The organism is Paracoccus thiocyanatus, assembly GCF_900156255.1.
Classification (GTDB): domain Bacteria; phylum Pseudomonadota; class Alphaproteobacteria; order Rhodobacterales; family Rhodobacteraceae; genus Paracoccus; species Paracoccus thiocyanatus.
In genome coordinates this window covers 1-24,911 of record NZ_FTMK01000014.1, presented here as the reverse complement: position 1 = coordinate 24,911, position 24,911 = coordinate 1, and the positions used below count along the sequence as shown (strand labels likewise).

Below are 24,911 nucleotides of genomic sequence, written 5' to 3'. Positions count from 1 at the left end.
CCCGCCGGGCAACGCATTTTTCGCGAGGGGCGGCGATGACGGACAGGAAACTCGGCAAGGGCGCGCTGGCGCTGATCTCGGCGCTGGCCACGGCCGCGCCGGTCGTCATGGCCGCAGGCGCGGCCTCGGCCTATGTCTTCGGCGATGTGCGGATCGAGGGCAACCAGCGGATCGAACCCGCGACGATCCTGTCCTATCTGGACCTGCCGCGCGGCCAGGACGTGTCCAGCGGGACGCTGAACGACGCCATGCAGCGGCTGCAAAATTCCGGGCTGTTCGAAACGGTGGAGCTGGTGCCGTCGGGCGGGACGCTGGTGGTCCGGGTGTCGGAATATCCCACCATCAGCACCGTCGCCTTTGAAGGCAACAGGCGGGTCAAGGACGTAAACCTGGCCGAGATCGTCCAGTCCCAGTCCCGGCGCGTCTATTCCCCCGCCCAGGCCGAGGCCGATGCGGCGGCGATCAGCCAGGTCTATGCCTCGCAGGGGCGGCTGGCCGCGCGTGTCGATCCGCGCATCATCCGCCGCGGCAACAACCAGGTGGACCTGGTCTTCGAGATCCGCGAAGGCGCCCTGACCGAGATCGAGCGCATCGGCTTTGTCGGCAACCGCGCCTTTTCCGACCGCCGGCTGCGCAACGTGCTGCAAACCAAGCAGGCGGGCATCCTGCGCACCTTTATCCAGCGCGACACCTTTGCCCCCGACCGGGTGCCGTTGGACGAAAAGCTGCTGACCGATTTCTATCGCTCGCGCGGCTATGCCGATTTCCGCGTCCAGGCGGTGGCGCCGGAACTGGCGCGCGAACGCGATGCGTTCTACATCACCTTCCAGATCCACGAAGGCCCGCGCTATACCTTTGGCACCGTCAACACGACCAGCGATATCCCCGGCGTCGATGCGGCGGAATTCGCCGCCCAGAACCGGGTCAAGCGCGGCGCGGTCTATAACCCGACCGATATCGACACCACCATCCGCCGGATGGAGGCGCTGGCGTTGCGCAAGGGGCTGGACTTCGTCAGCATCGAACCGCGCGTCACCCGCAACGAACGCAACCAGACCCTGGACCTGACCTTTGCCCTGACCCGCGGCCCGCGCGTCTTTGTCGAGCGCATCGACATCGAGGGCAACACGACCACGCTGGACGAGGTGATCCGCCGCCAGTTCGCCACGGTCGAGGGCGACCCCTTCAACCCGCGCGAGATCCGCAACTCGGCCGAACGGCTGCGGGCGCTTGGCTATTTCTCGGATGTGCAGGCCGAAAGCCGCCCCGGCTCTTCGCCCGAACGGGTGATCGTGGACGTCAATGTCGAGGAACAGCCGACCGGCAGTCTGAACTTTGGCGTCAGCTATGGCGTGGCGACCGGCGCCGGGTTCAACATCGCCCTGTCGGAAAAGAACTTCCTGGGCCGGGGACAGCATGTGGACCTGTCCTTTTCCACCGGCACCGATACGCAAAGTTCGGGCCTGACCTTCATCGAGCCCTATTTCCTGGGCCGCGATCTCAAGGCGCGGGCGCAGGTCTGGTACAACACCACCGACCGGCTGAATTCGGACTACAACACCCGCACCCTGGGCTTCCTGACCGGGATGGAGTTCCCCATCTCGCAGAACGGCCGGCTGGAGCTGCGCTACAAGCTCAGCAAGGACACGCTGTTCGACGTGGAAATGCCGCATGTCGATACCGAGACCGGCGAATATGTCGGCTCGTCCCAGATCCTTTATGACGAGCAGGGCGGTTTCTTCACCTCGGCGCTTGGTTATACCTACAGCTATGACAGCCGCATCGCCGGGCTGGACCCGGTGACAAGCTATCGGCTGCGCGTGGGCCAGGATTTCGCCGGGCTGGGCGGCGACGTGAAATCGGTCACCAGCACGCTTTACGCCGGCGTGGAAAGCCGGGCCTGGCGCGAAAGCGTGACCATGCTGGCCGAGTTCGAGACCGGCGCGGTCCATATGCTGGACGACCAGGACAGCCGTTTCCTGAACCGCTTTACCGGCAACGGCAAGATCCGCGGCTTCGAGCCGAACGGCCTGGGCCCGCGCGATCTGGAAGCCCCCAACGAGGACGCGCTTGGCGGCAACTATTTCTGGGCCCTGCGCACCGAACTGCAATTTCCGCTGGGCCTGCCCGAGGAATATGGCATCAGCGGCGGGCTTTTCGCCGATGCCGGCTCGGTCTGGGGGCTGGACCGCACCAGCGGCACCGGCGGGGTCGAAGTCGATGACGGCATGAAGGTCCGCGCCGCGGTGGGGGCCTCGATCTTCTGGACCACGCCGATCGGGCCGCTGCGCTTCAACTTCGCCAAGGCCCTCAAGAAAGAGGACTATGACGAAGAGCAAAGCTTCGACCTGACGATCTCGACCCGGTTCTGATGGCTTGGCGGCGCGGCATCGCGGCTTTGGCCGTGGCGGCCCTGCTGGCCGGGGCGCCGGCGACGCAGGCCCAGCCGGTGGTCGACCCGCCGCAGCCCCCGCCGGGGCCGGCCAATACCGACGTGGCGCCCATGGTGATCGAAACCCCGCCCAGCCATGGCGAAGGGGTGCTGCCGGTGCTGACGCTGGACCAGGAGGCGCTTTACCTGGGGTCGCAATGGGGGCAGCGCGCCCAGGCCGAGCTAGAGCGCAACGCCAGAGAGGTCGCAGCCGAAAACGACCGGCTGGCGGACCAGTTCGCCGCCGAGGAACAGGAACTGACGGCGCTGCGCCAATCCCTGCCGCCCGACGAGTTCCGCAAGCGCGCCGATGAATTCGACCAGCGCGCCGTCGAGGTGCGCCGGGCCCGCGACGCCGCCGCCCGCGCGCTTCATACCGGGGCCGACGAAGAGCGGCAGGCCTTCTTCCGCGCCGCCCTGCCGGTGCTTGCGGCGCTGATGCGCGAACGCGGTGCGGTGGTGGTCCTGGACCAGCGCGCGATCTTCGTCGCCTCGCAATCCATCGACGTCACCGACGAGCTGGTCGAGCGCATGGACCGCGAAATCGGCGCCGGCCCCGCCCCGCCCGAGACCGGGGCGCAGACCGAAGCCGCGCCCCAGGCGGGCCAGGACGAAACCGTCCAGGATGGCGGGGATGCGCCCCAGGCCGCGCCGGCTGCGCCTGCGCCGCCATCCGCTCCGACCGAGGAATAGCGCCGCGCCGCCACCCGGCCGCCGCTATCCGGCGCGCTGGTCCAGCGCCCGGATCCGTTCGGTCAGCAGCGCGAAAAAGGCATCCCTTTTGACCTCGCGGATGAAGGTGGCGTTGGCGGGCCGGCCGCTGACACCCCACCAGTCGGCGACGGTCATCCCTTGGGTGTATTCGCCCCGCGTCTCGATTTCGACGTTGATCAGGCGGCCACTGAACAATTCGGGGTCAAGAAGCCAGGCGATGGTGCAGGGATCATGCAAGGGCGCGCCCTGGCTGCCGTATTTCTCGCGGTCATAGCGTTCGAAGAAATCGGTCCAGCCGGCCACGGCCTGGCCGATGCGGCCCATGCCGCGCATGGTTTCGACCCAGGCGCGGCTGGTCAGGGCGCGATGCGTCACGTCCAGCGGCATCACCGTCAGGGCCGCGCCGCTGGCAAAGACGATCTTCGCCGCCTCGGGATCGACATGGATGTTGAACTCGGCGGCGGGGGTGATGTTGCCCACCTCGAAATAGGCGCCGCCCATCAGCACGATTTCCCGCACGCGCGGGACGATGTCGGGCGCGCGCCGAAAGGCGGTGGCGATATTGGTCAGCGGGCCGATGGGCACCAGGGTCACGCTGCCCGGCTTTTCGCGGCGCAGCGTTTCGATCAGGAAATCGACGGCATGGCCGGGGGCAAGCGGCATTGCCGGCTCGGGCAGGGTGACGCCGTCCAGCCCGGTCTTGCCATGCACATGCTCGGCGGTGATCAGCTTGCGCTGCAAGGGCGCGTCGCAACCGGCATGGACCGGCAGGTCGGGGCGGCCGGCCAGTTCGCAGATCATCCGGGCATTGCGCTGGGTATGGTCCAGGCCCACGTTGCCGGCCACCACGCTGAGGCCCAGCACCTCCAGTTCCGGGCTGGCCAGCGCCAGAAGGATGGCGACGGCATCGTCCTGGCCGGGATCGGTGTCGATGATGATCTTGCGCGCCATGGCCGCCTCCGTGCCGGGTCCGCACAGGGAAGCGCGGCGGCGCCGGGGATGCAAGCCCCTAGTCGGCGGCCGGTCGCAGATGGGTGATGCCCGCCGCCGCCGCCCGCGCCAGCGCCGGGTCAAGCGACATGACCACATATTCCCCCCGCCGCCACAATTCGGCCATGTCGTCGTAATGGCGCGAAAAGGGGTGGCCGGACTGCCCGGTCGAGATGATGAAGACCGAACTGTCGGGATCGGCCAGGTCATAGACCCCGCGATAGGCGGCGCCGGTCACATTCAGCCAGGGATTGCGGCCATGGCCCAGAAAGCCGGCGCGGGCGATGGTCGATTCCCCGCCCGAGGTCGGCTGGATCAGGTTCACGATATAGGACATGCCGCGCATGTCCCCCAGCGCCGGGTGGACATGGCGCGCGCGGTGCAGATCGCCCCAGCGCCAACTGGCCAGGTCGGGGCCAAAGCGCGCAACCAGGTCCAGCAGCGCCGCGTCCAGCGCCTGGCGGGCGATCTGGGTGCAGGTCTCGACCGGGGCGGATTGGCGGATATCGCACCAGGCCGCCGCGCCGCCCCGGTTGCGGAACACGCGGTCGATGAAATCGGGAAAAAGCTCGGTCAGGTCGTCGGCCAGCGGCCCCAGGTCGTCGCGCACCAGCCGATCCTGAAGCGCGCGCATCCAGGCGGCGTGGATCAGCGGCTCGGGCAGGTGTTCGTTCATCGCGCCGTCCCAGTTCGCCAGCAGCGCCAGGGCGTCCTGGCGCAGCCGCTCGGGCGTGCCCTGCGCTGCCGGCTCGCCGGTGAACCACAATTCCGCCCCGACCAGCGGCAGCAGGGCGCGGGCGACGGGGCTGACGATGTCGTTCTGCGCGGCGATGAAACTGTCGCGCGAATGCACCTCGCGCGATTCGATCATCCGGCGCAGCCGGTCCAGGCGATAGGCGTCGGCGCCGTGCCCCGCGGTGCCCGTCGTCGCGACGATGCCGCTGGCGGGGTCCAGCTTGCCGGGGTCGGCCGGTGCGGGACCCATGCCCTGCCAGCGGTTTGCGACGATCCAGCCCGGCGCCGGCAGCCGGCCCGCGGTCTGGTGTGTGGGCGCCCGCTGCGGCAGCATGCCCGCCTGGACCTGGCTTACCCCCGAGCCATCGGCCAGCGTGACGACCAGCATCGGCGCCACCATGTCGCGCAGCGCATCAGCCGCCGCCTGCCGGTCCTGGGCGCGCATCAGCCCGATCAGGGCGGTCATGCTGCGATCGTCGCCCCGGCTGCCGGTCCAGGCCAGCGCCGCGACATGGCCGGCGGGCAGGATGGTGGCAAGATCCAGATGCGCGGCCGGGATCACCGGCCCGTTCGCCGTCTCGCGCAGGGTGATGGTCCGGGGCTCGGCGCCGCGGACGCGCAAGGTTTCGCGTCGGGTGGCGAAATCGGTCCAGCCCTGCGGGCCGCGGTAACGGTCGGGATCGCCAGGCTGGACCTCTTCGACATACAGGTCCTGGTCGTCAAGCGCGGCCGGGGTGATGCCCCAGGCCATGCTGGTATTGCGCCCCGACAGCACCAGCGGCAGGCCGGGAATGGTGCCGCCGATGACGCCGCCGGTGGCCAGTTCGATCCGGGCCAGATACCACAGGCCCGGCGCGGTCAGGGCGAATTGCGGATCATTGGCCAGAAGCGCGCCCCCGGCGGCCGTGCGCCCCGCCGCGGCGGCGAAACCGTTCGCCCAGGCCCCCGCCGCCGGCGCCAGATAGCCCGCCAGCGCCGCGGTCCAGTCCTGCGGACCCGCGCCGCGTTCCGGGCCGGCAAAGCGCGCGCCGGGGAACAGGTCGGCATAGGCGGGCAAGGGCGGCTCGTCCTGGCCGGCAACCAGGTCCTGGCCGCGCTGCGGCTCGGCCAGCGACAGCCGCGCCCGCAGCACTTCGCGGCGAAGCTGCGTGGTCGATGACGCCGCCAACAGCTTCAGGATCGCCAGCGAATCGGCCGGCTCCCAATAGGCGATCTCGTCGGGGTAAAGAAAGAATTCCGGCGCACCCCGTCCGCGCGCGCCCAGATTGACCTGTTCGATCCAGGCATTCACGCCCTCGGCATAGGCTTGCAGCGCCTGGGCGACCTCGGGATCCTGGGCGGAAAGCGAGCTGCGGGCGTTGCGGTAAAGCCCCAGGCGGCGGGCCAGGTCGTCGGCGGGCAGGGCGCCCGCGCCATAGATCTCGGCCAGCCGGCCCTGGGCTGCGCGGCGCAATGCCGTCATCTGGAACAGCCGGTCCTGGGCATGGGCCAGACCCAGGGCAAAGAACACGTCGCGGTCGCTGTCGCCGAAGATATGGGGCACGTCCTCGGTCGTGCGCACGATCTCGACCGGGGCCGAGATGCCGCGCACCGCATAGCTGCCATCGTAGTCAGGCAGCGAGCGGATGGCGAAATACCAGGCCAGCACCACCAGCACCACGGCCAGCATGATCAGCCCGACCGTCAGGCGCACAAGCCAGCGGAAAAGTGTCACCATGGAAAGGCACGGTCCCGAGCTTGGGCGCGAGAGGTTGACCCCCGCGCCGGGTGATGGAATTCATCGGGGTGAATAGGGCAGGGCGCGTGCCGGATCAACGCGCCTTTCGACACGAGGGAGTGAAACCGATGGCGCGCGTGGCTTTTCTGGGACTGGGGGTGATGGGCTTTCCGATGGCGGGGCATCTGGCGGCCGCAGGGCACGAGGTCGCGGTTTGGAACCGCAGCCCCGCCAAGGCCGAGGCTTGGACCGCAGCCCATAACGGCCGCAGCGCCGCCAGTGCCCGCGAGGCGGCCGAGGGCGCCGAATTCGTCATGGCCTGCGTCGGCAATGACGACGACCTGCGCCAGGTCTGCCTGGGCGAGGCGGGCGCATTCGCCGGCATGGGCAAGGGCGCGGTCTTTGTCGATCACACCACGGTTTCCGCCGCGGTGACGCGCGAATTGTCGGCGCTGGCCGCGCAATCGGGGCTGGGCTTTGTCGATGCGCCGGTCTCGGGCGGGCAGGCGGGGGCCGAGAACGGCCAGCTTTCGGTGATGTGCGGCGGCGCGCCTGCCGATTATGCCCGCGCCGAGCCGGTGATTGCCGCCTATGCCCGCATCTGCAAGCTGATGGGACCGTCGGGCGCGGGGCAAATGGCCAAGATGTGCAACCAGATCGCCATTGCCGGGCTGGTGCAGGGCCTGGCGGAATCGCTGCATTTCGCCGAAAAGGCCGGGCTGTCGATCCCCGAGGTGGTCGAGGTCATCAGCCAGGGCGCCGCCGGCAGTTGGCAGATGCAGAACCGTTCCGGGACCATGGCCGAGAACCGCTTCGACTTTGGCTTTGCCGTGGACTGGATGCGCAAGGATCTGGGCATCTGCCTGGCCACCGCCGATCAGACGGGCGCCAGCCTGCCCGTGACGGCGCTGGTGGACCAGTTCTACAAAGAGGTGCAGGCCATGGGCGGCGGGCGCTGGGACACCTCGGCCCTGATCGCCCGTCTGCGCCGCTGACGCCGCGCTTGCCAAACCGGCGGCGGTCGGGCTATCAGCGGGACCGGGTCCGAACGGCGCCGTCCTGCCCGGTGCAGGCCGGTGGGCGGGGAAGCCCGCGAAGACAAACGGAACATGCGGCACGCCTCAACGGCCATGTTCCATTCGGGGCGGTAGCTCAGCGGTAGAGCGACACGTTTACACCGTGTTGGTCGGGGGTTCGATCCCCTCCCGCCCCACCAGATTTCCCCCCCTGCGAATGACGGCCGGCGCGCGCTGCATGTCATGGACGGACAATCCCGATTTCACCCCGGCGGCGTCATGACGCCGACGGCCCGGCCAAGGCGGCCTGGAACGGAAAACCCCGCCCAGGGTCCGATCCTGGGCGGGGTTATTTACCAAGCGGATCGCAGAAACGGCCTAGCTGACCAGGGCGCGGCCATTTGCGGCGTGCCGCACCGCCAGCTTGCGGCCCTGCCGGCCAGACAGAAGCGACCGGGCCGGAACAGCGCTATAGTCGCGGGCGCGCAATTGCGGGAAAAGCGAGAAGATTTCCTGCAACGCCTGGGCGCCCACCGATTTCAGCGCCTCGGGGCCGGTGTAAAGCGATTCCGTCTCGGCGCCATTGGAAATGACCACCTCGTGCTGACGGAACAGGATGTGGAAATATTCCGCCTCGGCAAGGTCATGCGCAATGTCGATGCCGTCCAGTTGCAGCAACTGCTTCGCGGCAACCAGGACTTCCGAGGCGCCGAACATGCGTTGCGCGATGCGCGAGCGCACAAGAATCCGGTGCTGGGGCGAAACCACCAGGTCCTGGCTGGGCAATCCGGCGCCAAGCGCGCCCGCCGAGATGCGAATCGGCAGAAGCTTGGGGTTCTTGTCCAGGAACTCGGGGCCCAGGTGGCGCGAGCCGATCCATTCGATGGGCTGCGGCCCGTGATCGCGGGTCATCACGATATCGCCGGCGCGAAGCTTTTCGACGGGAACCTCTCCTTCATCCGTCAGAATCAGCGTGCCGCGGCAGAAACAGGGCGTCGCCAAGGTTCCTGGAAAGATAAAGGTGTCGCCGTTCAGGTAGGTGCTTTGGTCCGACAGGAAAAGGTCGAACTCGGCGCGCGTCATGGGGATTTCGACATTCACCGTTTCGGCCAGAAGCGGAGTGCCGGGCGACGTCAGGTGCAGAACGCCGTCGCGATAGGCGTCTTCGGGGTCACTGGAATCAAGTTGAAAGTTGGTTCGGCCGTCCACTTCGAAGATGTCCGTGGCCTGCATTCCCGAGACGTTCAGCGTTTGCGGGTTAAGCACCAGCAGCGAAACCGCCGGCGGATCGTAGACGAACTTGCCGGTATGATACTCGCCGGTGAACTCAACATTAAACTCGTTCAGCACCGTTTCCGTCAGGCCCACGCTCAGCGTCGAGGCATCAAGCGTCACCGTCCCGCTGTCGCGAACTTCGAATGTGGTATTGGTGAGCAAATCGGCGTTCAGCAGCCCCTGGTCCAGGGTAAGGCTACCGCCATTCTGGGCCGCGAATGTCGGGCTGGACGCCGCGCCCACGCCCACAAGGTTGCTGATCGACACGTCGACGCCATCGACGATCAAGGTTCCCGAGTCGATGACGTTCAGGTCGATGGTATCGCCATCAGACGCATTCGTGCTGTCGATAACGGTCTCGCCGCTAAGAAGATCAATGTTAATAATTGCCATTCCTGTTTCTCCATCAAGCGCATTACCAGCATCGCCGGCAGACAACCGCAGGTGCTGAAACCGTCTCTCGGAAACAGGAGGAGAGATCTAAAAACAGACGGATTTCTCGCATCGATCGCCAAACCGTGAACTGAACGGTTCAGCGAATCCAGACCTATATCAGCGATCACGATCGCGCAACCTAAAGTAGCGTCTGCGTGAGGATGACCTGTGACGGTGCCCCAAGGTCAAGCCACCGCCGGGCAGGGCGAAACCTGCGATGCAGGCCGCCATTTCGGTTGACTTGCGGGGCCGTATCCGCGATATACCCGCAACCGGCCGGGCGCATGTCCGTTGCCGGCATGTTATTTTGAACCTCATCCCCGAACAGGGATGCGCTGTCCGAAGGCGGGGCCCGGCCCCGGAAACACCTGCAAGCCAGGGGCCGAAGGATGCGGCAGAGCAAGGAAAGACGGAATGTTCGCAGTTCTCAAGACGGGCGGCAAGCAATACCGGGTTCAGGCCGGTGACGTGTTGCGCGTCGAAAAGCTGAACGCCGAAGCCGGCGACAAGATCCAGTTCAACGACGTGCTGATGATCGGTGCGACCGTGGGCGCGCCGCTGGTCGCCGGCGCCGCCGTGCAGGCCGAAGTCATCGACATGATCAAGGCCGACAAGGTGATCACCTATGTCAAGCGCCGCCGCAAGCATTCCTCGCAGCGCACGCGCGGCCACCGCCAGCAGCTAACCCTGATCCGCATCACCGAGCTGCTTGAAAAAGGCGGCGACAAGACCGACGTGAAACCGGCCGTCGGCGCCCGCACCAAACTCGAATCCGCCGCCAAGCCGGCGAAAGCCAAGAAGTCGGAAGCCGAAGTTCCGGCCCAAGACGCCAACTGAGGCAGAAGGAGACTGAGCCATGGCACATAAGAAAGCAGGCGGTTCGTCCCGCAACGGCCGCGATTCGGCCGGTCGTCGTCTCGGCGTGAAACTCTATGGCGGCCAGCAGGCCGTCGCCGGCAATATCATCGTGCGCCAGCGCGGCACCACCTGGTGGCCGGGCCAGAACGTCGGCATGGGCCGCGACCATACCCTGTTCGCGCTGGCCGACGGCCACGTGACCTTCAAGAAGGGCCTTAAGGGCCGCACCTATATTTCCGTGCTTCCCGCCAATCTTGAGGCCGCCGAGTAAGCCGATTTCACCACGCAGGTGCTGAAAAAGGGGATCGGCAAGGCCGGTCCCCTTCGCGTTTTCCGGATTGGCACCCATATGATTGCGAGTAGTTGAGGGAGAAGAGTGACATGAACGAATTGCTTTCCTCGGAAGCGCGGCAGATCGAGATCGTGACCGAACGTTTCGTCCTGCGCCCGCTTCGGGCGTCGGATGCCGGGCTCATCGCGCATTACACCGCCGACCGCCGCGTGGCCGAGGGAACCCGTTCGATCCCGCATCCCTTGCCGCCCGGCGCATCCGAAGCCTATGTCCGCCGCGCCATGGCGGAAGATCGCGACGAAGATGTCTGGGCCATCGACGGTTCGGCCAACAAGCTGGCCGAGGTGCTGGGCGTGGTTTCCCTGACCCGCATCGACCGGGAGCAGTCCGAACTTGGTTTCTGGGTCGGCGCCGGTTTCTGGAATACCGGCTTCGCGACCGAGGCGGTCTCGGCCCTGGTCGAGGCCAACCCCCACCGCTCGCGCACCCTGTTTGCCGAGGCGTTCCAGGACAATCCGGGCTCGGCCAGGGTGCTGACCAATTGCGGCTTCGACTATCTTGGCGATGCGGAAAGCTGGTCGGTGGCGCGCGACGCCCGTGTGCCGACCTGGACCTATCTGCGAAAGATGGGCTGATCACGCCGGTCCAGGGCCAGTCTGGCCGGACGATCAAATGGCAGATGAGCCGATGCGGCAAGGTCGCGGCATGGGTATTTGAAGAACGAAGAAGGGCGGCGCCAGGATCTTCCTTGTCCCTTAAATACCCATGGCGCAACCACGCCGGCCGCGGCTTGGGCGCAGCCTTTGGCGCTGCCGGTGCCGGGCTTCAGCGCCGCAGGGTGATGGCGTTGCCGGCGCCGGTGATGACCACCTCGCGCAAGCCGGCCAGTGCGGCATTGGGGATGGTCAAGGCCACCGTCGCCATATCGCTGGCCGGGTTCGGCGGATTGGCCGCGGCAAAGGTGTCGGCCAGGGGCGGCTTGCCGACCAGCCGCAGGCGCAGCACGCCGTCCTGATCGGCGCGGATGCGTCCCCGCGGCATCGGCACCTCGGTCACCAGGGCGACATCCCACCAGCCCTTGCTGGCGGCAAGCCCGGTCACGACCAGCAGCCGCCCTTCGTAAAGCGGTTCCCATTTCGCCGCCGTGACCTGCGCCAGCGGCAGCCGCCCGTCCTCGGCCGTGATCGGATAGCCGCCTTCGGGCTCCAGCGTCTGCTGGCGAGGCGCGCCGCCGCCGAACCAGCGCAGCGGGTTCAAGCCGCTGTCGCCCATGCGGCCGCAACCGGCCGGCACCAGCATCGCACAGGCAAGAATGCCCAATGTCAGTGACCGCATGATGCCCGCCCCCCTGTTCCAAGTCTTTGGCGCAGTGATAGGGCAAGTCGTGCGGGGACGAAAGCCTCTTTGACCTTGCCGGGCCATCGCGCTATGCCGGGCTCGCCGCCGCAAAAGGACCCCCCGATGGCCACGCCCGCCTTTGAAGACATTGCCGAAACCTTCGATTTCCTGGACGATTGGGAAGAGCGCTATCGCCATGTCATCGAACTGGGCAAGGCGATGGAGCCCATGGACCCTTCCCTGCAAGTGCCGGCCACCAAGGTCGAGGGCTGCGCCAGCCAGGTCTGGATCATGCCCCGGATCGAAGCCGGCCGCTTTGGCTTTCAAGGCGACAGCGACGCGCTGATCGTGCGCGGGCTGATCGCCATCCTGCATGCGCTTTATTCCGGCGTCCCGGTCGGCGAGGTGGCCGCGATCGACGCCAGCGCCGAACTTGGCCGGCTGGGGCTGGAAGAGCATCTTTCGGCGCAACGCTCGAACGGGTTGCGCGCCATGGTCGAACGCATCCGCCTGCTGGCGGCGGCGGCCTGAAGTCAGCCGCCGCGGCGGTGCGAGATCCAGCCGCCGCCCAGCACCCGCGTTCCTTGGCCGGCATAGAAGACGCAGGCCTGGCCGGGGCTGATGCCTTCTTCCGGGGCCAGCAATTCGACCTCGGCCCGGCGCGGGCCGGTCACGCGCAAGATGGCCGGGCGGGGCGGCCGGGTTGACCGGATGCGGGCGCTGATGGGGATTTCGCCCGCGAAGGGTTCGTCGCCCAGCCAGTTCACCTCGGTCACGGGCACGATCCGGGTCGCCAGCGCCTGTTTCGGGCCGACGACGACGCGCCGCGTCGCGGGCTCCAGCCGCACCACGTAAAGCGGATCGCCCAGGCCGCCGATGCCCAGGCCGCGGCGCTGGCCGATGGTGTAATGGATCACGCCGCGATGCGTGCCCAGCACATTGCCGTCCAGGTCCACGATCTCGCCGGGATCGGCGGCGCCGGGGCGCAGCTTTTCGATCACGCTGGCATAATCGCCATCCGGCACGAAGCAGATGTCCTGGCTGTCGGGCTTGTCGGCGATGGCCAGCCCGTATTGCGCGGCCAGCGCCCGCGTCTCGGCCTTGCTGGCCAGCCCGCCCAGGGGAAAGCGCAGGAAATCAAGCTGCTCCTGCGTGGTCGAGAACAGGAAATAGCTTTGGTCGCGGGCCGGGTCGGCGGCCATGTGCAGCTCGGCCCCGCGCGGCCCGTCGAAACGGCGGATGTAATGGCCGGTGGCCATGCAATCGGCATCCAGTTCACGCGCGGTGTCCAGCAGGTCGCGGAACTTGACCCGTTCGTTGCAGCGGATGCAGGGCACCGGCGTCGCGCCGGCCAGGTAGGCGTCGGCGAATTCCTCGATCACCGATTCGCGGAACTTGTTTTCGTAATCCAGCACGTAATGCGGAAAACCGATGCGTTCCGCCACGCGGCGGGCGTCGTGGATGTCCTGGCCCGCGCAGCAGGCGCCCTTTTTCGCCAGCGCCGCGCCATGGTCGTAAAGCTGCAAGGTCACGCCGATCACGTCATAGCCCTGCGCGGCCAGCATGGCGGCGACAACCGAACTGTCCACGCCGCCCGACATGGCGACGACCACGCGGGTCTGCGCCGGTGGCTTGGCAAAGCCCAGCGAATTCACGGTGGAATCGGGCGCGGCATGGCGCAGGGTGGTGCTTGGCGCTGTCATGGATCGTCCTTTCGCGGGGGCGCGCGGCCTGCGTCCCGCAGTTCCCCTCATTTATAGGTAAAATCCCCGGATTCTCAAGGGCAGGAGGCCGAAAAAACCTGGCGCAGCTTCACCGGGGCTTAAGAAGTTTGCGCCATAAGCAGGCAAGCAGAACAGGGACTTGCCGATGTTTTTGAAGAAAACCCCCGGTCCGCGCACCGTGATCCTGCCCGATGGCGGCATCCTGACCTTGGCCGATCTGCCCCAGCCGCAGACCCGCTGGGTGGCCAGCCGCAAGGCCGCGGTCGTCGATGCCGTCCATTACGGACTTTTGGCGCGGGACGAGGCGATTCGCCGCTATGGCCTGACGGAGGAGGAGTTCGACGCCTGGGCCAGCGCCTTTCGCCAGCATGGCCGCAATGCGTTGAAGATCACCCAGTTGCAGAAATTCAGGCAACCTTAGATTGAGATTGTTTTGTTCAATATGCTGGTAACGTGATATTAACCTTTTGCGCGGAGGTTTTACCAGTCGACTGGTTAGCAAGGGGAAATGACATGCGAATCCTTCTGGTCGAGGATGATCCGACCACGGCGCGCAGCATCGAGCTGATGCTGACGAATGCCAGCTACAACGTCTATCGCACCGATATGGGCGAGGAAGGCATCGACCTTGCCAAGCTTTACGACTACGACCTGATCCTGCTGGACCTGGACCTTCCCGACATGCACGGGATGGAGGTCTTGCGCCAGATCCGCATGTCGCGCATCGACACGCCGATCCTGATCCTGACCGGCTCGGACGATACCGAAAGCAAGCTGCGCGGCTTTGGCTTCGGGGCCGATGATTACATGACCAAGCCCTTCAACCGCGACGAATTGGTCGCCCGCATCCAGGCCATCATCCGCCGGTCCAAGGGGCACAGCCAGTCGGTGATCCGCACCGGCGGAATGGTGGTGAACCTGGACGCGCGCTCGGTCGAGGTGGCGGGCCGCCCGATCAACCTGACCGGCAAGGAATACCAGATCCTGGAACTGCTCAGCCTGCGCAAGGGCACCACCCTGACCAAGGAAATGTTCCTGAACCACCTTTACGGCGGCATGGACGAGCCGGAACTGAAGATCATCGACGTCTTCGTCTGCAAGCTGCGCAAGAAGCTGGCCGCGGCCATGAACGGCGAAAGCCATATCGAGACGGTCTGGGGCCGCGGCTATGTGCTGCGCGATCCGGCATCGGAGCCGCATAACGCCGAGCGTATGGCGCTGCGCGCCTGAACGAAGCCCGGCGCGGGGCAGGCGAATGGGGACGGGGCCGGGCGCTGGACAAGCCCGCCCTGGCACCGCTATCACCTTTCCCCGGACAGGGGCCGCAAGGCCGGCAGCAGGGACAGGGGACAAATGGCCGGAAATGACCAGGATCGCGCGGCGCCGGCCGGGAATGGGGCCGGTGCGCCGCTTTCGGCCCCGGTGCCGGTCGGGGAACTGGACGCCGCGGCAGCCGCCGCCGAACATGCGCGGCTTGGCGACGAGGTGGCGCGGGCGAACCTGGCCTATTACCAGGATGACGCGCCATTCCTCAGCGATGCCGAATATGATGCCGGCAAGCGCCGGCTGGAAGAGATCGAGGCGCGCTTTCCCCAGCTTGCCCATGCCGGCAGCCCGACCGAACAGGTCGGCGCCGCCCCCGATACCCGCTTTGCCAAGATCCGGCACCGCCTGCCGATGCTGTCGCTGGAGAACGGCTTTACCCAGGCCGATGTAGAAGCCTTCGTCCAGCGGGTGCGGTCGTTCCTGAACCTGCCCCCCGGCGCGGCACTGGAAATCACCGCCGAGCCCAAGATCGACGGGCTGTCGCTGTCCTTGCGCTATGAAGCCGGGCGGCTGGTCCAGGCCGCGACCCGCGGCGACGGCGCGGTGGGCGAGAATGTGACCGCCAATGCCCGCACCATCGCCGACATCCCCGACCGGCTTGCCGGCACGGATTTGCCCGAAGTGGTGGAGATCCGCGGCGAGGTCTACATGGCGCATGCGGATTTCGAAAAGCTGAACCAGTCCGATACCGGCCGGATCTTTGCCAATCCGCGCAATGCCGCCGCCGGCTCGCTGCGCCAGCTTGACCCGAAGGTGACGGCATCGCGCCCGCTGCGCTTCTTTGCCTATGCTTGGGGCGACGTCAGCACGCCCCTGGCCGCAACCCAGATGAAGGCGGTGGCGCGGATGCGGGATTTCGGCTTCCAGGTCAACCCGCTGACCGGCGTCTGCACTTCGGTGGCTGAGATGCTGGCGGCCTGGGACCGGATCGAGCAGATGCGCGCGACCTTGGGCTATGACATCGACGGCGTGGTCTACAAGGTCAATGACCTGGCCTATCAGGCGCGGCTGGGCATGCGCTCGACCACGCCGCGATGGGCGCTTGCGCATAAATTCCCGGCCGAGCGCGCCTGGACCCGGCTGGATTCCATCGACATCCAGGTCGGCCGCACCGGCGCGCTAAGCCCGGTCGCGCGGCTGCATCCGGTGACGGTGGGTGGCGTCGTCGTCTCGAACGCCACCCTTCATAACGAAGATTACATCGCCGGCCGCGGTGCCGATGGCGGCGAGATCCGCGCTGGCAAGGACATCCGCATCGGCGACTGGGTCGAGGTCTATCGCGCCGGCGACGTGATCCCCAAGGTCGCCGATGTGGACCTGGCCAAGCGTCCCGCCCAGGCCGTGCCCTATGCGTTCCCCCAGACCTGCCCGGAATGCGGCTCTCCGGCGATCCGGGAAGAGGGCGATTCGGTGCGGCGCTGCACCGGCGGGCTGATCTGCCCGGCCCAGGCGGTCGAGAAGCTGCGCCATTTCGTCTCGCGCGCCGCCTTCGACATCGAGGGGTTGGGCGCCAAGCTGGTCGAGGAGCTGTTCCGCGACGGCTGGATCGCCGAGCCGGCCGATATCTTCACCCTTCGCGACCGCTACGGGCCCGGCCGGCCCCAGCAGTTGAAGAACCGGGAGGGCTGGGGCGAGAAAAGCGCCGCCAGCCTGTTCCAGGCCATCGACAAGCGCCGCGAGATCCCGATGGCCCGGCTGCTTTTCGCGCTTGGCATCCGCCATGTCGGCGAGGTCGCGGCGCAGGACCTGGCGCGCCATTACGGCAGTTGGCAGGCGCTGGCGACGGCGCTTGACACCGCGCGTCCGGCGGCGCTGGCGCATCGCCGCGCCGAAGAGGCCGCCCAGGCCGAACGCGAAGCCGCGCTTGCCCAGGCTCGCCGCGCCCGGCCTTCGGGTGCGCGGGAAGCGGCCCTGGCGCAGGCTGCGGTTGCGCCTGATGCCGCCGGCGCCTGGGCGGGGCTGATCGCGGCCGACGGGGTCGGTCCGGTCCTTGCCATGTCGCTGTCGGACGCGCTTGCCAATCCGCGCGAGCGCCAGGCGATCGACCGGCTGGTCGCGCATCTGGCCGTCCTGCCGCCCGAACGGCGCGCGACCGACAGCGCCATTGCCGGCAAGATCCTGGTCTTTACCGGCACGCTGGAAAAGATGACCCGCGCCGAGGCCAAGGCGCGGGCCGAGGCGCTTGGCGCCCATGTCGCGGGCTCGGTCTCGGCCAAGACCGACCTGCTGATCGCCGGTCCGGGGGCCGGATCAAAGGCCAGGAAGGCCGCCGAACTGGGCGTCAAGGTCATTGACGAGGACGAATGGCTGGCGCTCGCCCAGGGGTGACGCCGGGCCGCCCGCCGGCGCTGTTTCCGCTGTTCGCGGGGGTCGAGACGCTGCCGGGCGTCGGCCCCCGCGCGGCCGAAACCCTGGCCCAGATGGGCGTGACGCGGCTGCGCGACCTGGTCCTGACCCTGCCGCATTCCGGCATCCGCCGCCGCCCGATCGCCCGCCTGGCCGACGCCCGTCCGCCCGAAATCGTGACCGTGGCGATCACCGTGCAGCGCCACAGCCCGCCGACGGCCAAGGGCCGGCCCTGGCGGGTGCATTGCTCGGACGGCAGCGCCGATCTGTTGCTGGTCTTCTTTCATGCGCGCAAGGACTGGATCGAGGGCCAGTTGCCCACGGGCGCGCGCCGGCTGGTCTCGGGCAAGGTCGAATTGTTCGACGGCATGGCGCAGATGGTGCATCCCGATCATATCGGCGCCGAGGGCGCGGTGCCGCCGCCGGAATTCGAGCCGGTCTATCCGCTTTCCGGCCGTCTGACGCAGGGCGTGATGCAAAAGGCGGTGGGGGCGGCGATGGGGCGGCTGCCGCAGGCGGGGGAATGGATCGACGCCTCGGTCCTGGCGCGCGAGGGCTGGCCGACCTGGGCCGAGGCGCTGGCCCGCGCCCATGCGCCCGCCAGCCCGGCGGGCCTGTCGCCGACCGATCCGGCGCGGGCGCGCCTGGCCTATGACGAGCTTTTCGCGCATCAGTTGACGCTGGCGCTGATGCGCCGCGACCGCCGCCGCCGGGCGGGGCTGGTCACGCGCGGCGACGGCCATCTGCGCGACAAGGTGTTGGCCGGGCTGCCCTGGCCGCCGACCGGGGCGCAGACCCGCGCGGTCGAGGAGATCGCCGGCGACATGGCCGCGCCGCACCGGATGAACCGGCTGCTGCAAGGCGATGTCGGTGCCGGCAAGACGCTTGTCGCCTTTCTTGCGCTGCTGGTCGCGGTCGAGGCCGGCGGGCAGGGCGTCTTGATGGCCCCGACCGAGATCCTGGCGCGCCAGCATTTTCGCGCGCTGGAGCCGCTGGCCCGGCTGGCCGGCATCCGGCTGGAGGCGCTGACCGGCCGCGACAAGGGCGATGCGCGCGCCAATATCCTGGCCGATCTGGCCCAGGGGCGCATCGACATCCTGGTCGGCACCCATGCGGTGATCCAGAAATCGGTCGCGTTCGACGACCTGCGCCTGGCGGTGATCGACGAGCAGCACCGTTTCGGCGTCAACCAGCGCATGGAACTGGGCGCCAAGGGCGGGCATCAGCCGCCCGACATGCTGGTGATGACGGCGACACCCATCCCGCGTTCGCTGGCCCTGGCGCAATTTGGCGACATGGACCTGTCGGTGCTGGACGAAAAGCCGGCCGGGCGGCAACCGATCCGCACCACGGCGCTGTCCGACGCCCGCATGGCCGAGGTGGTGGCGCATCTGGGCCGCGCGCTGGCGGACGGCGCGCGGGCCTATTGGGTCTGCCCGCTGGTCGAGGAAAGCGAAGCGATCGACCTGACCGCGGCCGAGGCGCGTTTCCAGGAATTGCGGGCGCAGTTCGGCGCGCGGGTGCGGCTGGTCCATGGCCAGATGCCGGTCGAAGAGCGCGACGCGGCGATGGCCGATTTCGCCGCCGGGCGCGCCGGCATCCTGGTCGCGACCACGGTGATCGAGGTCGGCGTGGACGTGCCCGAGGCCACGATCATGGTGATCGAGCGCGCCGAAAGCTTCGGCCTGGCGCAGCTGCACCAGTTGCGCGGCCGGGTCGGGCGCGGCTCGGGCGCGTCAAGCTGCCTGCTGATGTATCACGAGCCGCTGTCGGAAACCGGGCGGCGGCGGCTGACCATCCTGCGCGAGACCGAGGACGGGTTCCGCATCGCCGAGGAAGACCTGGCCATGCGCGGGGCGGGCGACGTGATCGGCACCGCGCAATCCGGCCTGCCGCGTTTTCGCATCGCCGACCTGGAACGCCAGGCCGGGTTGATGGCCCTGGCCCGCAAGGATGCGCAAAGCTTCCTGGAGCGCGACCCGGCGATGGAAAGCGAACGTGGCGCCGCGGTGCGGCTGCTTTTGTGGCTGATGGAACAGGACCGGGCCATCCGCCTGATCGCCGCCGGCTAGACGCTCCACGGATGTTCTTAAAAAGTTCTTTACTTTGTTCCCTTGGCGTGAGAACAAAGCATAAACATACCGTGGAGGAACTCTCATGACCCGCGAATCCCTCTCTGACCTGCTTGGCACCGTCGCGATTTCGGTGACGGCCATCATCCTGTTTTCGCTGCCCTCGATCCTGGCGGCCTGATCCTTACTGCCCCGCGCAATCGACGGCCCTTCGCCTGGGGCCGCGTCCTTTCCCCGGATGATCCTGCGCGCAACTGCCGGTCCCTTGCGGGCCGGCTTTCTTTTTCGCCTCCGGCGGGAGTATTTGGAAAACGGTGAAGGCGGGCAGGGCGCGCCTCCGCCGGGGGGTATTCGGGGAACGAAGAAGCCGGTCAGGCCGAGGCGTCGATGGCGCCCAAAAGCGCCTCCCATGCCAGCAGGATCGAGGCGTGGCGGTTGGGGAAGTCTCGGGCGGGCAGCAGGGTTTCGAGTTCCTGGAAAGGGGCGCCGGGGGCGGGGGCTGCCGATTTCAGCATCGCCTGCAAGTCGTCGCGGCCCTGCGCGATCTCGGCCCGCGAGCGGCCAAGCGCGGTGCGTCCCAGCACCCCGGCCGAGGCCTGGCCGAGCGCGCAGGCCCGCACCTCTTGCGCGAAATCGGCGATGCGGCCGTCCTGCATCACCACATGCGCCGTGACCGAAGATCCGCATTGCGGCGAGCGGCGATGGGCGCTGCCGGTGGGGCTGTCGAGCTGGCCCAGATGCGGGATGTCCGAGGCCAGCGCCAGGATGCGCCGGGAATAAAGCTGCATCAGGTCGCTGTCGGACATGGTCTTTCCCCTTGCTGCCGCCCGGTCTAGATAGGTGCGGCATGCCCGAAAGGAAAGCCGATGTTCGACCCCTCCAGCCTGAAATATGATGCAAAGGGCCTGATTCCCGCCATCGCCCAGGATCATCGCAGCGGCGAGGTGCTGATGATGGCCTGGATGAATATGGACGCGGTGCGGCAGACGCTGGAGACGGGGCGCGTCACCTATTGGTCGCGCTCGCGCCAGGCATTCTGGGTCAAGGGCGAAAGTTCGGGCCATGTCCAGATGCTGGTCGAACTGCGGGTGGATTGCGACCGCGACTGCCTGCTGCTGCTGGTGGACCAGCACGGGCCGGCCTGCCACACCAATCGGCGCAGTTGCTTTTACACCGCCATCCGCGAGGGGGCGGAGGTCGTCATCATGGCGCCGTCAGAAGCCTAGCTGGCGGCGGATCGCCTCGGCGCTGGTGCCTTCGTCGCGAAAAAGCTTCAGCGCGCGGGCGTCGTCGCGCTTGGCCAGCCGCTTGCCCTGGGCGTCGCGGATCAGGCGGTGGTGGTGGTAGCGCGGTGTCGGCAGTTCCAGCAGTTTCTGAAGAATGACGTGTATCCATGTTGAATCAAAAAGGTCTTTTCCACGCGTGACCAGGGTGATGCCTTGGGCGGCATCGTCCACCACCACCGAAAGGTGATAGCTGGTGCCCATGCCGCGCCGCGCCAGCACCACGTCGCCGATGCCGTCCAGAAAATCCTGTGCCGCCAGCCGGTGCGGCAGGCCGGGAGCGATGTTTTCATCCAGGAAGGCGATTTCGTCCAGGCCGAGATGGTGCAGCGCCCGCGCGGCATCCAGGCGGATGGCGTCATCGGGGCCGGCATCCGCCATGGGCCGGCCGCGGCAGGTGCCGGGATAGACCGGGCCGTCGGGGCCGATGGCCGGCGCGTCTTCTTGCGGGGCGGAAAGGGCGGCGCGGATATCGGCGCGACGGCAGCGGCAGGGATAGGTCAGGCCAAGCATCGCCAGCCGATCGAGCGCCGCCTGATAGGCGGGCAGGCGTTCGGACTGGCGCATGACCGGCTGCGGCCAGTCCAGGCCCAGCCAATGCAGGTCCTGGGCGATCAGCGCCTCGTATTCCGGGCGGCAGCGGGATTGGTCGATATCCTCGATCCGCAGCAGGAACTGGCCGGGATCCGCCAGCCGCGCGGCGGTCAGCGCCGCGAAAGCATGGCCCAGATGCAAGGGGCCGGTCGGCGAGGGGGCGAACCGGGTCCGGTTCAACTTTGTCCCGCAAGCCAATCAGTGAAATCGGCTTTTGCCCGGTCGGTATAGGCCGGGTAGCGGTCCTTGCGCCCCTTGCGGCCGCCGCGCATGGCGTCCAGCGGCGGGTAGAGGCCGAAATTCACGTTCATCGGCTGGAAAGTCTTGGCATCCGCGCCGCCGGTGATGTGGTTGACCAGCGCGCCCATCGAGGTAGAGGGCGGCGGCGGCGGCAGGTCGCGCCCCAGCGCCTCGGCCGCGGCCATGCGGCCAGCGAGCAGGCCCATGGCGGCGGATTCGACATAGCCTTCGACCCCCGCCACCTGGCCGGCAAAGCGCAGGTTCGGGCGCGCGCGCAGCCGCAGCCGGTCGTCGATCAGCCGCGGCGAATTCAGGAAGCTGTTGCGATGGATGCCGCCCAGCCGGGCGAAGCTGGCGTCTTGCAATCCGGGAATGCGCCGGAAAACATCCACTTGTGCGCCATATTTCATCTTGGTCTGGAAGCCCACGATATTGTAGAGCGTCCCCAGCGCATTGTCGCGGCGAAGCTGCACCACGGCATAGGGCTTTTCCGTCGGTTGATGGGCGTTGGTCAGGCCCACGGGCTTCATCGGGCCATGGCGCAGCGTGTCGCGGCCGCGTTCGGCCATGACCTCGATCGGCAGGCAGCCGTCGAAATAGCCGGCGGTTTCGCCCTCGTGGAACTCGGTCTTGTCGGCAGCCAGCAGGGCGTCGATGAAACCCTCGTAATCCTCGCGCGTCATCGGGCAGTTGATATAGGCGGTGCGCTCTGCCTCGGTCTCGCCCTTGTCGTAGCGGCTTTGGCGCCAGCAGATCGACATGTCGATGCTGTCGGCATGGACGATGGGGGCGATGGCGTCGAAGAAGGCCAGCGACCCTTCGCCGGTCAGGTCGCGGATCGACTGGCCAAGCGCGTCCGAGGTCAGGGGGCCGGTGGCGACGATCCAGCGCCCCTCGCCGGGCAGTTCGCCGATCTCGCCGGGCTGGAAGCTGACCAGCGGCTCATCGTGCAAAGCCTGGGTCACGGCCTGGGAAAAAGCGTCGCGGTCCACGGCCAGCGCGCCGCCGGCGGGCAGGCGGTGACGCTGGGCCATGGCCATGATCAGCCCGCCCGCCGCCCGCATTTCCCAGTGCAACTGGCCCACGGCGTTCATGCGGTCGTCGTCCGAGCGGAAGCTGTTCGAGCAGACCATTTCCGCGCAATCGCCGGTGCGGTGGGCGAAGGTCGCGACTTGGGGCCGCATCTCGTGCAGCACCGCGGGAATGCCGGCGCGGGCGATCTGCCAGGCGGCCTCGGATCCGGCAAGGCCCGCACCGATGATATGGATGGGTTCCATGCTTTACCCCCCTGCGTCAGGCGCGATCTGGTATCAATCGCGGGTGGCGGCGGCAAGAGAAAGGGCGGCGCCCGCCAGGGGTGCCGCCCGATTCCGTTCAGCCTTTGGCAGGCGATCAGGCCTCGGCGGCGGCCTCTTCCTCGGCGGCTTCCTCGTTATCGGCCGAACGCAGGCCCGAGGGCGCGGCGATATTGGCGATGACGAAGTTGCGGTCGATGGTGGGCTTCACGCCGGCCGGCAGCACCACGTCGTTGATGTGGATGGTGTCGCCGATCTGCTTGCCGGTCAGGTCCACGGTGATCTGCTCGGGGATGTCCGAGGCGGTCACGACCAGTTCGACCTCGGGGCGCACCACGACCAGGGTGCCGCCGCGCTTGAGGCCGGGGGCCTCTTCGTGGTTTTCGAACTGCACGTGGATGAACAGGTTCACCCGCGTGTTGCGGTGCAGGCGCATGAAGTCGATATGCGTCGGCAGGTCCTTGACCACGTCGCGCTGGACGCCGCGGCAGATGACGCGCACGTCGTCCTGCCCCTCGACCTTCAGGTTCCACAGGGTGGACATGAAGCGACCGGCGCGCAGCTTGGTCAGCAGCGAGTTGAACTCGACTTGAATCGGCTGCGGCTCTTTGCCGTCGCCGTAAACGATGCCGGGCACCTTGCCTTCGCGGCGAGCTTGGCGGGCGGCCCCCTTGCCTGTCCCCGCGCGTGCCTCGGCCACCAGATCCGGGATCTCTTTGGCCATGGTTGGTTTCCTTATGCTACAAATGACGGCCATCCTCCAAGGGTGCATGGCCGAAGCCGGGGCTATAGCGCGATGCCGGGGCGATGTGAAGTGAAAAAACACTTGCGCAGACAGGGCAAAATGCTTGTCAGATAGGGGCGGGCGGTTGCGCCGCCCCTGCGGCACAGGGTCGGGATCATCGCGTTGCATCGCATTCATTCGCTGGATTATCTGAAGCTGGGACTGGCGGTGCTGGTCGCCTTTGCCCATACCTACTGGCTGCAATCCCATATGAACCCGCTGATCTTCCTGATCGGCAACGGGCTGATGCGGGTCATGGTGCCGATCTTTTGCATCGTGGCGGGCTATTTCCTTTATTCGGCGGTGGCGCGCGGCAAGGGCGGAAAATGGCTGTGGCGGGTAACGGCGCTGTACCTGTTCTGGATGGCGGTCTATCTGCCCTTCTGGCTGAATCAGGTAAGCGGCCCGCTTTCGCTGCTCAAGACCCTGGCCTGGGGCTATTTCCACCTGTGGTTCATGGCCGGCATCCTGGTCGCGGGCGCGGCGGTGCTGCTGCTGCGCGGCCTGGCGCGGCGGTTGGCGCCGGCCTTTGAATACCGCATCCTGCTGGCCGCGGCGGCGACATGCGCGCTGATCGGGCTGGCGCTGCAATATGCCGCCTTGTCCGGCATCGCGCAGATCGGGGTGAAGAAATTCTCGAACGGGCTGTTCATGTGCTTCCCCTTCGTCTCCATCGGCTATCTGTGCGGGCGCCGGGTGGCGCGGCTGGGCACGGGGGGGCTGCCGCCCCGGCGGCTGGTGCATCTGGCCAGCCTTGCCGGCACCCTGCTGCTGGTGATCGAGGCGCGGCTGGTCCTGGGCTGGCGCGGCGACCAGGTGATGCTGGACATCCCGGTCATGTCCTATGTCGCGGCGCCGGCGCTGTTTCTGTCGGTGCTGGAGCTGTCGATGCCGCAATCGCCGATCCGGCTCGACCCGATTTCGGCGATGATCTATTTCGGCCATGTGATGGCGCTGCAACTGGCCAATGCGCTGGGAATACGGGAACTGGGCGGGCTGATGCTGTTCGCCGTCGGCCTGCCGGCGCTGGCCGCGCTGCTTTTGGGGCGCCTGCCGATTCCGGGCTTTGGCAAGGACCGGACCCGCGGGCGGGACCGGCAGGCGGGTCCGGGACCGGCGCCCTAGGCTGGGGCTAGGCTGTGAACTCATAAACGGGATTCCGTTATGATGGCCGGCGTGATTCACTGGACCTATGGAGGGTTCAGGATGGCGCGTTTCGATCTGACGGACTTTGAATGGGAACTGATCCGCCCGCTTCTGCCTAACAAGCCGCGTGGGGTGGCGCGGGTGGATGACCGGCGGGTGCTGAACGGTATCTTCTGGGTACTCAGGACCGGCTCGCCCTGGCGGGACCTGCCGGAACGCTACGGTCCTTCGACCACGATCTACAACCGGTTCAACCGATGGGCGAAATCCGGGGTCTGGCTGCGGGTGTTCGAGGCTCTG

Annotated in this window: 23 protein-coding genes and 1 tRNA gene; 15 read left to right on the top strand and 9 right to left on the bottom strand. The window is 67.4% G+C overall.

What is annotated here, in order from left to right; genetic code table 11:
- Positions 1-35 precede the first annotated feature (35 nt).
- Together bamA and F3H32_RS11250 are read left to right on the top strand one after the other, a co-directional pair.
- Positions 36-2,372 carry an outer membrane protein assembly factor BamA gene (gene bamA, locus F3H32_RS11255; RefSeq protein WP_149765942.1) on the top strand — a complete coding sequence of 779 codons (2,337 nt, stop codon included), beginning with the start codon at positions 36-38 and terminating at the stop codon, positions 2,370-2,372.
- The gene (locus F3H32_RS11250) at positions 2,372-3,124 is read left to right on the top strand and encodes an OmpH family outer membrane protein (protein ID WP_149765941.1); all 753 of its coding nucleotides are present in this window, start codon (positions 2,372-2,374) and stop codon (positions 3,122-3,124) included. The genes bamA and F3H32_RS11250 overlap by 1 nt, the downstream gene beginning before the upstream one ends.
- 24 nt (positions 3,125-3,148) lie before the next feature.
- Here F3H32_RS11250 and F3H32_RS11245 read toward each other — a convergent pair whose 3' ends face one another.
- On the bottom strand, positions 3,149-4,096 hold the full coding sequence (locus F3H32_RS11245) for a nucleoside hydrolase (RefSeq protein ID WP_149765940.1): 948 nt from the start codon (positions 4,094-4,096) through the stop codon (positions 3,149-3,151).
- A gap of 58 nt (positions 4,097-4,154) precedes the next feature.
- Complete coding sequence (locus F3H32_RS11240) at positions 4,155-6,587, bottom strand: penicillin acylase family protein (protein WP_149765939.1); 2,433 nt, start codon at positions 6,585-6,587, stop codon at positions 4,155-4,157.
- A 128-nt stretch (positions 6,588-6,715) separates the two neighbouring features.
- On the opposite strand from F3H32_RS11240, the gene F3H32_RS11235 reads away from it, so the two are divergent.
- Complete coding sequence (locus F3H32_RS11235; RefSeq protein ID WP_149765938.1) at positions 6,716-7,582, top strand: NAD(P)-dependent oxidoreductase; 867 nt, start codon at positions 6,716-6,718, stop codon at positions 7,580-7,582.
- 146 nt (positions 7,583-7,728) lie between these two features.
- Positions 7,729-7,803: transfer RNA gene (locus tag F3H32_RS11230), tRNA-Val, on the top strand.
- Between the two features lie 178 nt (positions 7,804-7,981).
- On the opposite strand, the gene F3H32_RS11225 is transcribed toward F3H32_RS11230, so the two are convergent.
- The gene (locus tag F3H32_RS11225) at positions 7,982-9,271 is read right to left on the bottom strand and encodes a Hint domain-containing protein (RefSeq protein ID WP_223191422.1); all 1,290 of its coding nucleotides are present in this window, start codon (positions 9,269-9,271) and stop codon (positions 7,982-7,984) included.
- 456 nt (positions 9,272-9,727) lie between these two features.
- Here F3H32_RS11225 and rplU point away from each other — a divergent pair, with 456 nt between their 5' ends.
- The 3 genes from rplU to F3H32_RS11210 all read left to right on the top strand — a co-directional run bounded on the left by rplU (position 9,728) and on the right by F3H32_RS11210 (position 11,098).
- Positions 9,728-10,150 (top strand): 50S ribosomal protein L21, encoded by a 423-nt coding sequence (gene rplU / locus F3H32_RS11220; RefSeq protein ID WP_115756548.1) that lies wholly within the window; start codon positions 9,728-9,730, stop codon positions 10,148-10,150.
- Between the two features lie 19 nt (positions 10,151-10,169).
- A complete protein-coding gene (rpmA, locus tag F3H32_RS11215) occupies positions 10,170-10,442 on the top strand; it encodes a 50S ribosomal protein L27 (RefSeq protein ID WP_115756547.1) in 273 nt (90 codons plus the stop codon).
- Positions 10,443-10,552: 110 nt separating this feature from the next.
- On the top strand, positions 10,553-11,098 hold the full coding sequence (locus F3H32_RS11210) for a GNAT family N-acetyltransferase (protein WP_115756546.1): 546 nt from the start codon (positions 10,553-10,555) through the stop codon (positions 11,096-11,098).
- A gap of 190 nt (positions 11,099-11,288) precedes the next feature.
- Here the strand turns inward: F3H32_RS11210 and F3H32_RS11205 are convergent, their stop codons facing one another.
- The gene (locus tag F3H32_RS11205) at positions 11,289-11,798 is read right to left on the bottom strand and encodes a hypothetical protein (RefSeq protein ID WP_149765937.1); all 510 of its coding nucleotides are present in this window, start codon (positions 11,796-11,798) and stop codon (positions 11,289-11,291) included.
- Positions 11,799-11,924: 126 nt separating this feature from the next.
- Between F3H32_RS11205 and F3H32_RS11200 the strand changes: the two genes are divergently transcribed.
- On the top strand, positions 11,925-12,332 hold the full coding sequence (locus F3H32_RS11200) for a SufE family protein (RefSeq protein ID WP_149765936.1): 408 nt from the start codon (positions 11,925-11,927) through the stop codon (positions 12,330-12,332).
- A gap of 2 nt (positions 12,333-12,334) precedes the next feature.
- On the opposite strand, the gene mnmA is transcribed toward F3H32_RS11200, so the two are convergent.
- Positions 12,335-13,504 (bottom strand): tRNA 2-thiouridine(34) synthase MnmA, encoded by a 1,170-nt coding sequence (mnmA, locus tag F3H32_RS11195; RefSeq protein WP_149765935.1) that lies wholly within the window; start codon positions 13,502-13,504, stop codon positions 12,335-12,337.
- A gap of 166 nt (positions 13,505-13,670) precedes the next feature.
- Here mnmA and sciP point away from each other — a divergent pair, with 166 nt between their 5' ends.
- The 4 genes from sciP (at position 13,671) to recG (ending at position 19,269) form a co-directional block, all read left to right on the top strand.
- A complete protein-coding gene (gene sciP / locus F3H32_RS11190) occupies positions 13,671-13,946 on the top strand; it encodes a CtrA inhibitor SciP (RefSeq protein ID WP_149765934.1) in 276 nt (91 codons plus the stop codon).
- 92 nt (positions 13,947-14,038) lie between these two features.
- The gene (gene ctrA / locus F3H32_RS11185) at positions 14,039-14,755 is read left to right on the top strand and encodes a response regulator transcription factor CtrA (RefSeq protein WP_115756542.1); all 717 of its coding nucleotides are present in this window, start codon (positions 14,039-14,041) and stop codon (positions 14,753-14,755) included.
- A gap of 123 nt (positions 14,756-14,878) precedes the next feature.
- Positions 14,879-17,179 (top strand): NAD-dependent DNA ligase LigA, encoded by a 2,301-nt coding sequence (gene ligA, locus F3H32_RS11180; RefSeq protein ID WP_149765933.1) that lies wholly within the window; start codon positions 14,879-14,881, stop codon positions 17,177-17,179.
- Positions 17,155-19,269 carry an ATP-dependent DNA helicase RecG gene (gene recG, locus F3H32_RS11175; protein ID WP_149765932.1) on the top strand — a complete coding sequence of 705 codons (2,115 nt, stop codon included), beginning with the start codon at positions 17,155-17,157 and terminating at the stop codon, positions 19,267-19,269. Before ligA ends, recG begins: the two co-directional genes overlap by 25 nt.
- 371 nt (positions 19,270-19,640) lie before the next feature.
- Here recG and F3H32_RS11170 read toward each other — a convergent pair whose 3' ends face one another.
- Positions 19,641-20,075 (bottom strand): iron-sulfur cluster assembly scaffold protein, encoded by a 435-nt coding sequence (locus F3H32_RS11170; RefSeq protein WP_149765931.1) that lies wholly within the window; start codon positions 20,073-20,075, stop codon positions 19,641-19,643.
- A 60-nt stretch (positions 20,076-20,135) separates the two neighbouring features.
- On the opposite strand from F3H32_RS11170, the gene hisI reads away from it, so the two are divergent.
- The gene (hisI, locus tag F3H32_RS11165) at positions 20,136-20,495 is read left to right on the top strand and encodes a phosphoribosyl-AMP cyclohydrolase (RefSeq protein WP_149765930.1); all 360 of its coding nucleotides are present in this window, start codon (positions 20,136-20,138) and stop codon (positions 20,493-20,495) included.
- Here the strand turns inward: hisI and gluQRS are convergent.
- The 3 genes from gluQRS to F3H32_RS11150 form a co-directional block, all read right to left on the bottom strand.
- Complete coding sequence (gene gluQRS / locus F3H32_RS11160; RefSeq protein WP_149765929.1) at positions 20,484-21,326, bottom strand: tRNA glutamyl-Q(34) synthetase GluQRS; 843 nt, start codon at positions 21,324-21,326, stop codon at positions 20,484-20,486. The genes hisI and gluQRS overlap by 12 nt on opposite strands.
- A complete protein-coding gene (trmFO, locus tag F3H32_RS11155) occupies positions 21,323-22,663 on the bottom strand; it encodes a methylenetetrahydrofolate--tRNA-(uracil(54)-C(5))-methyltransferase (FADH(2)-oxidizing) TrmFO (protein ID WP_149765928.1) in 1,341 nt (446 codons plus the stop codon). Before trmFO ends, gluQRS begins: the two co-directional genes overlap by 4 nt.
- Before the next feature lie 115 nt (positions 22,664-22,778).
- Entirely contained in the window at positions 22,779-23,405 is a 627-nt protein-coding gene (locus F3H32_RS11150; RefSeq protein WP_149765927.1) for a 50S ribosomal protein L25/general stress protein Ctc, read from the bottom strand.
- A 183-nt stretch (positions 23,406-23,588) separates the two neighbouring features.
- On the opposite strand from F3H32_RS11150, the gene F3H32_RS11145 reads away from it, so the two are divergent.
- Positions 23,589-24,590 carry an acyltransferase family protein gene (locus tag F3H32_RS11145; RefSeq protein ID WP_223191421.1) on the top strand — a complete coding sequence of 334 codons (1,002 nt, stop codon included), beginning with the start codon at positions 23,589-23,591 and terminating at the stop codon, positions 24,588-24,590.
- A gap of 81 nt (positions 24,591-24,671) precedes the next feature.
- Positions 24,672-24,911: IS5 family transposase (locus F3H32_RS11140; RefSeq protein ID WP_149765926.1), on the top strand; the 240-nt coding region annotated here is incomplete at its 3' end.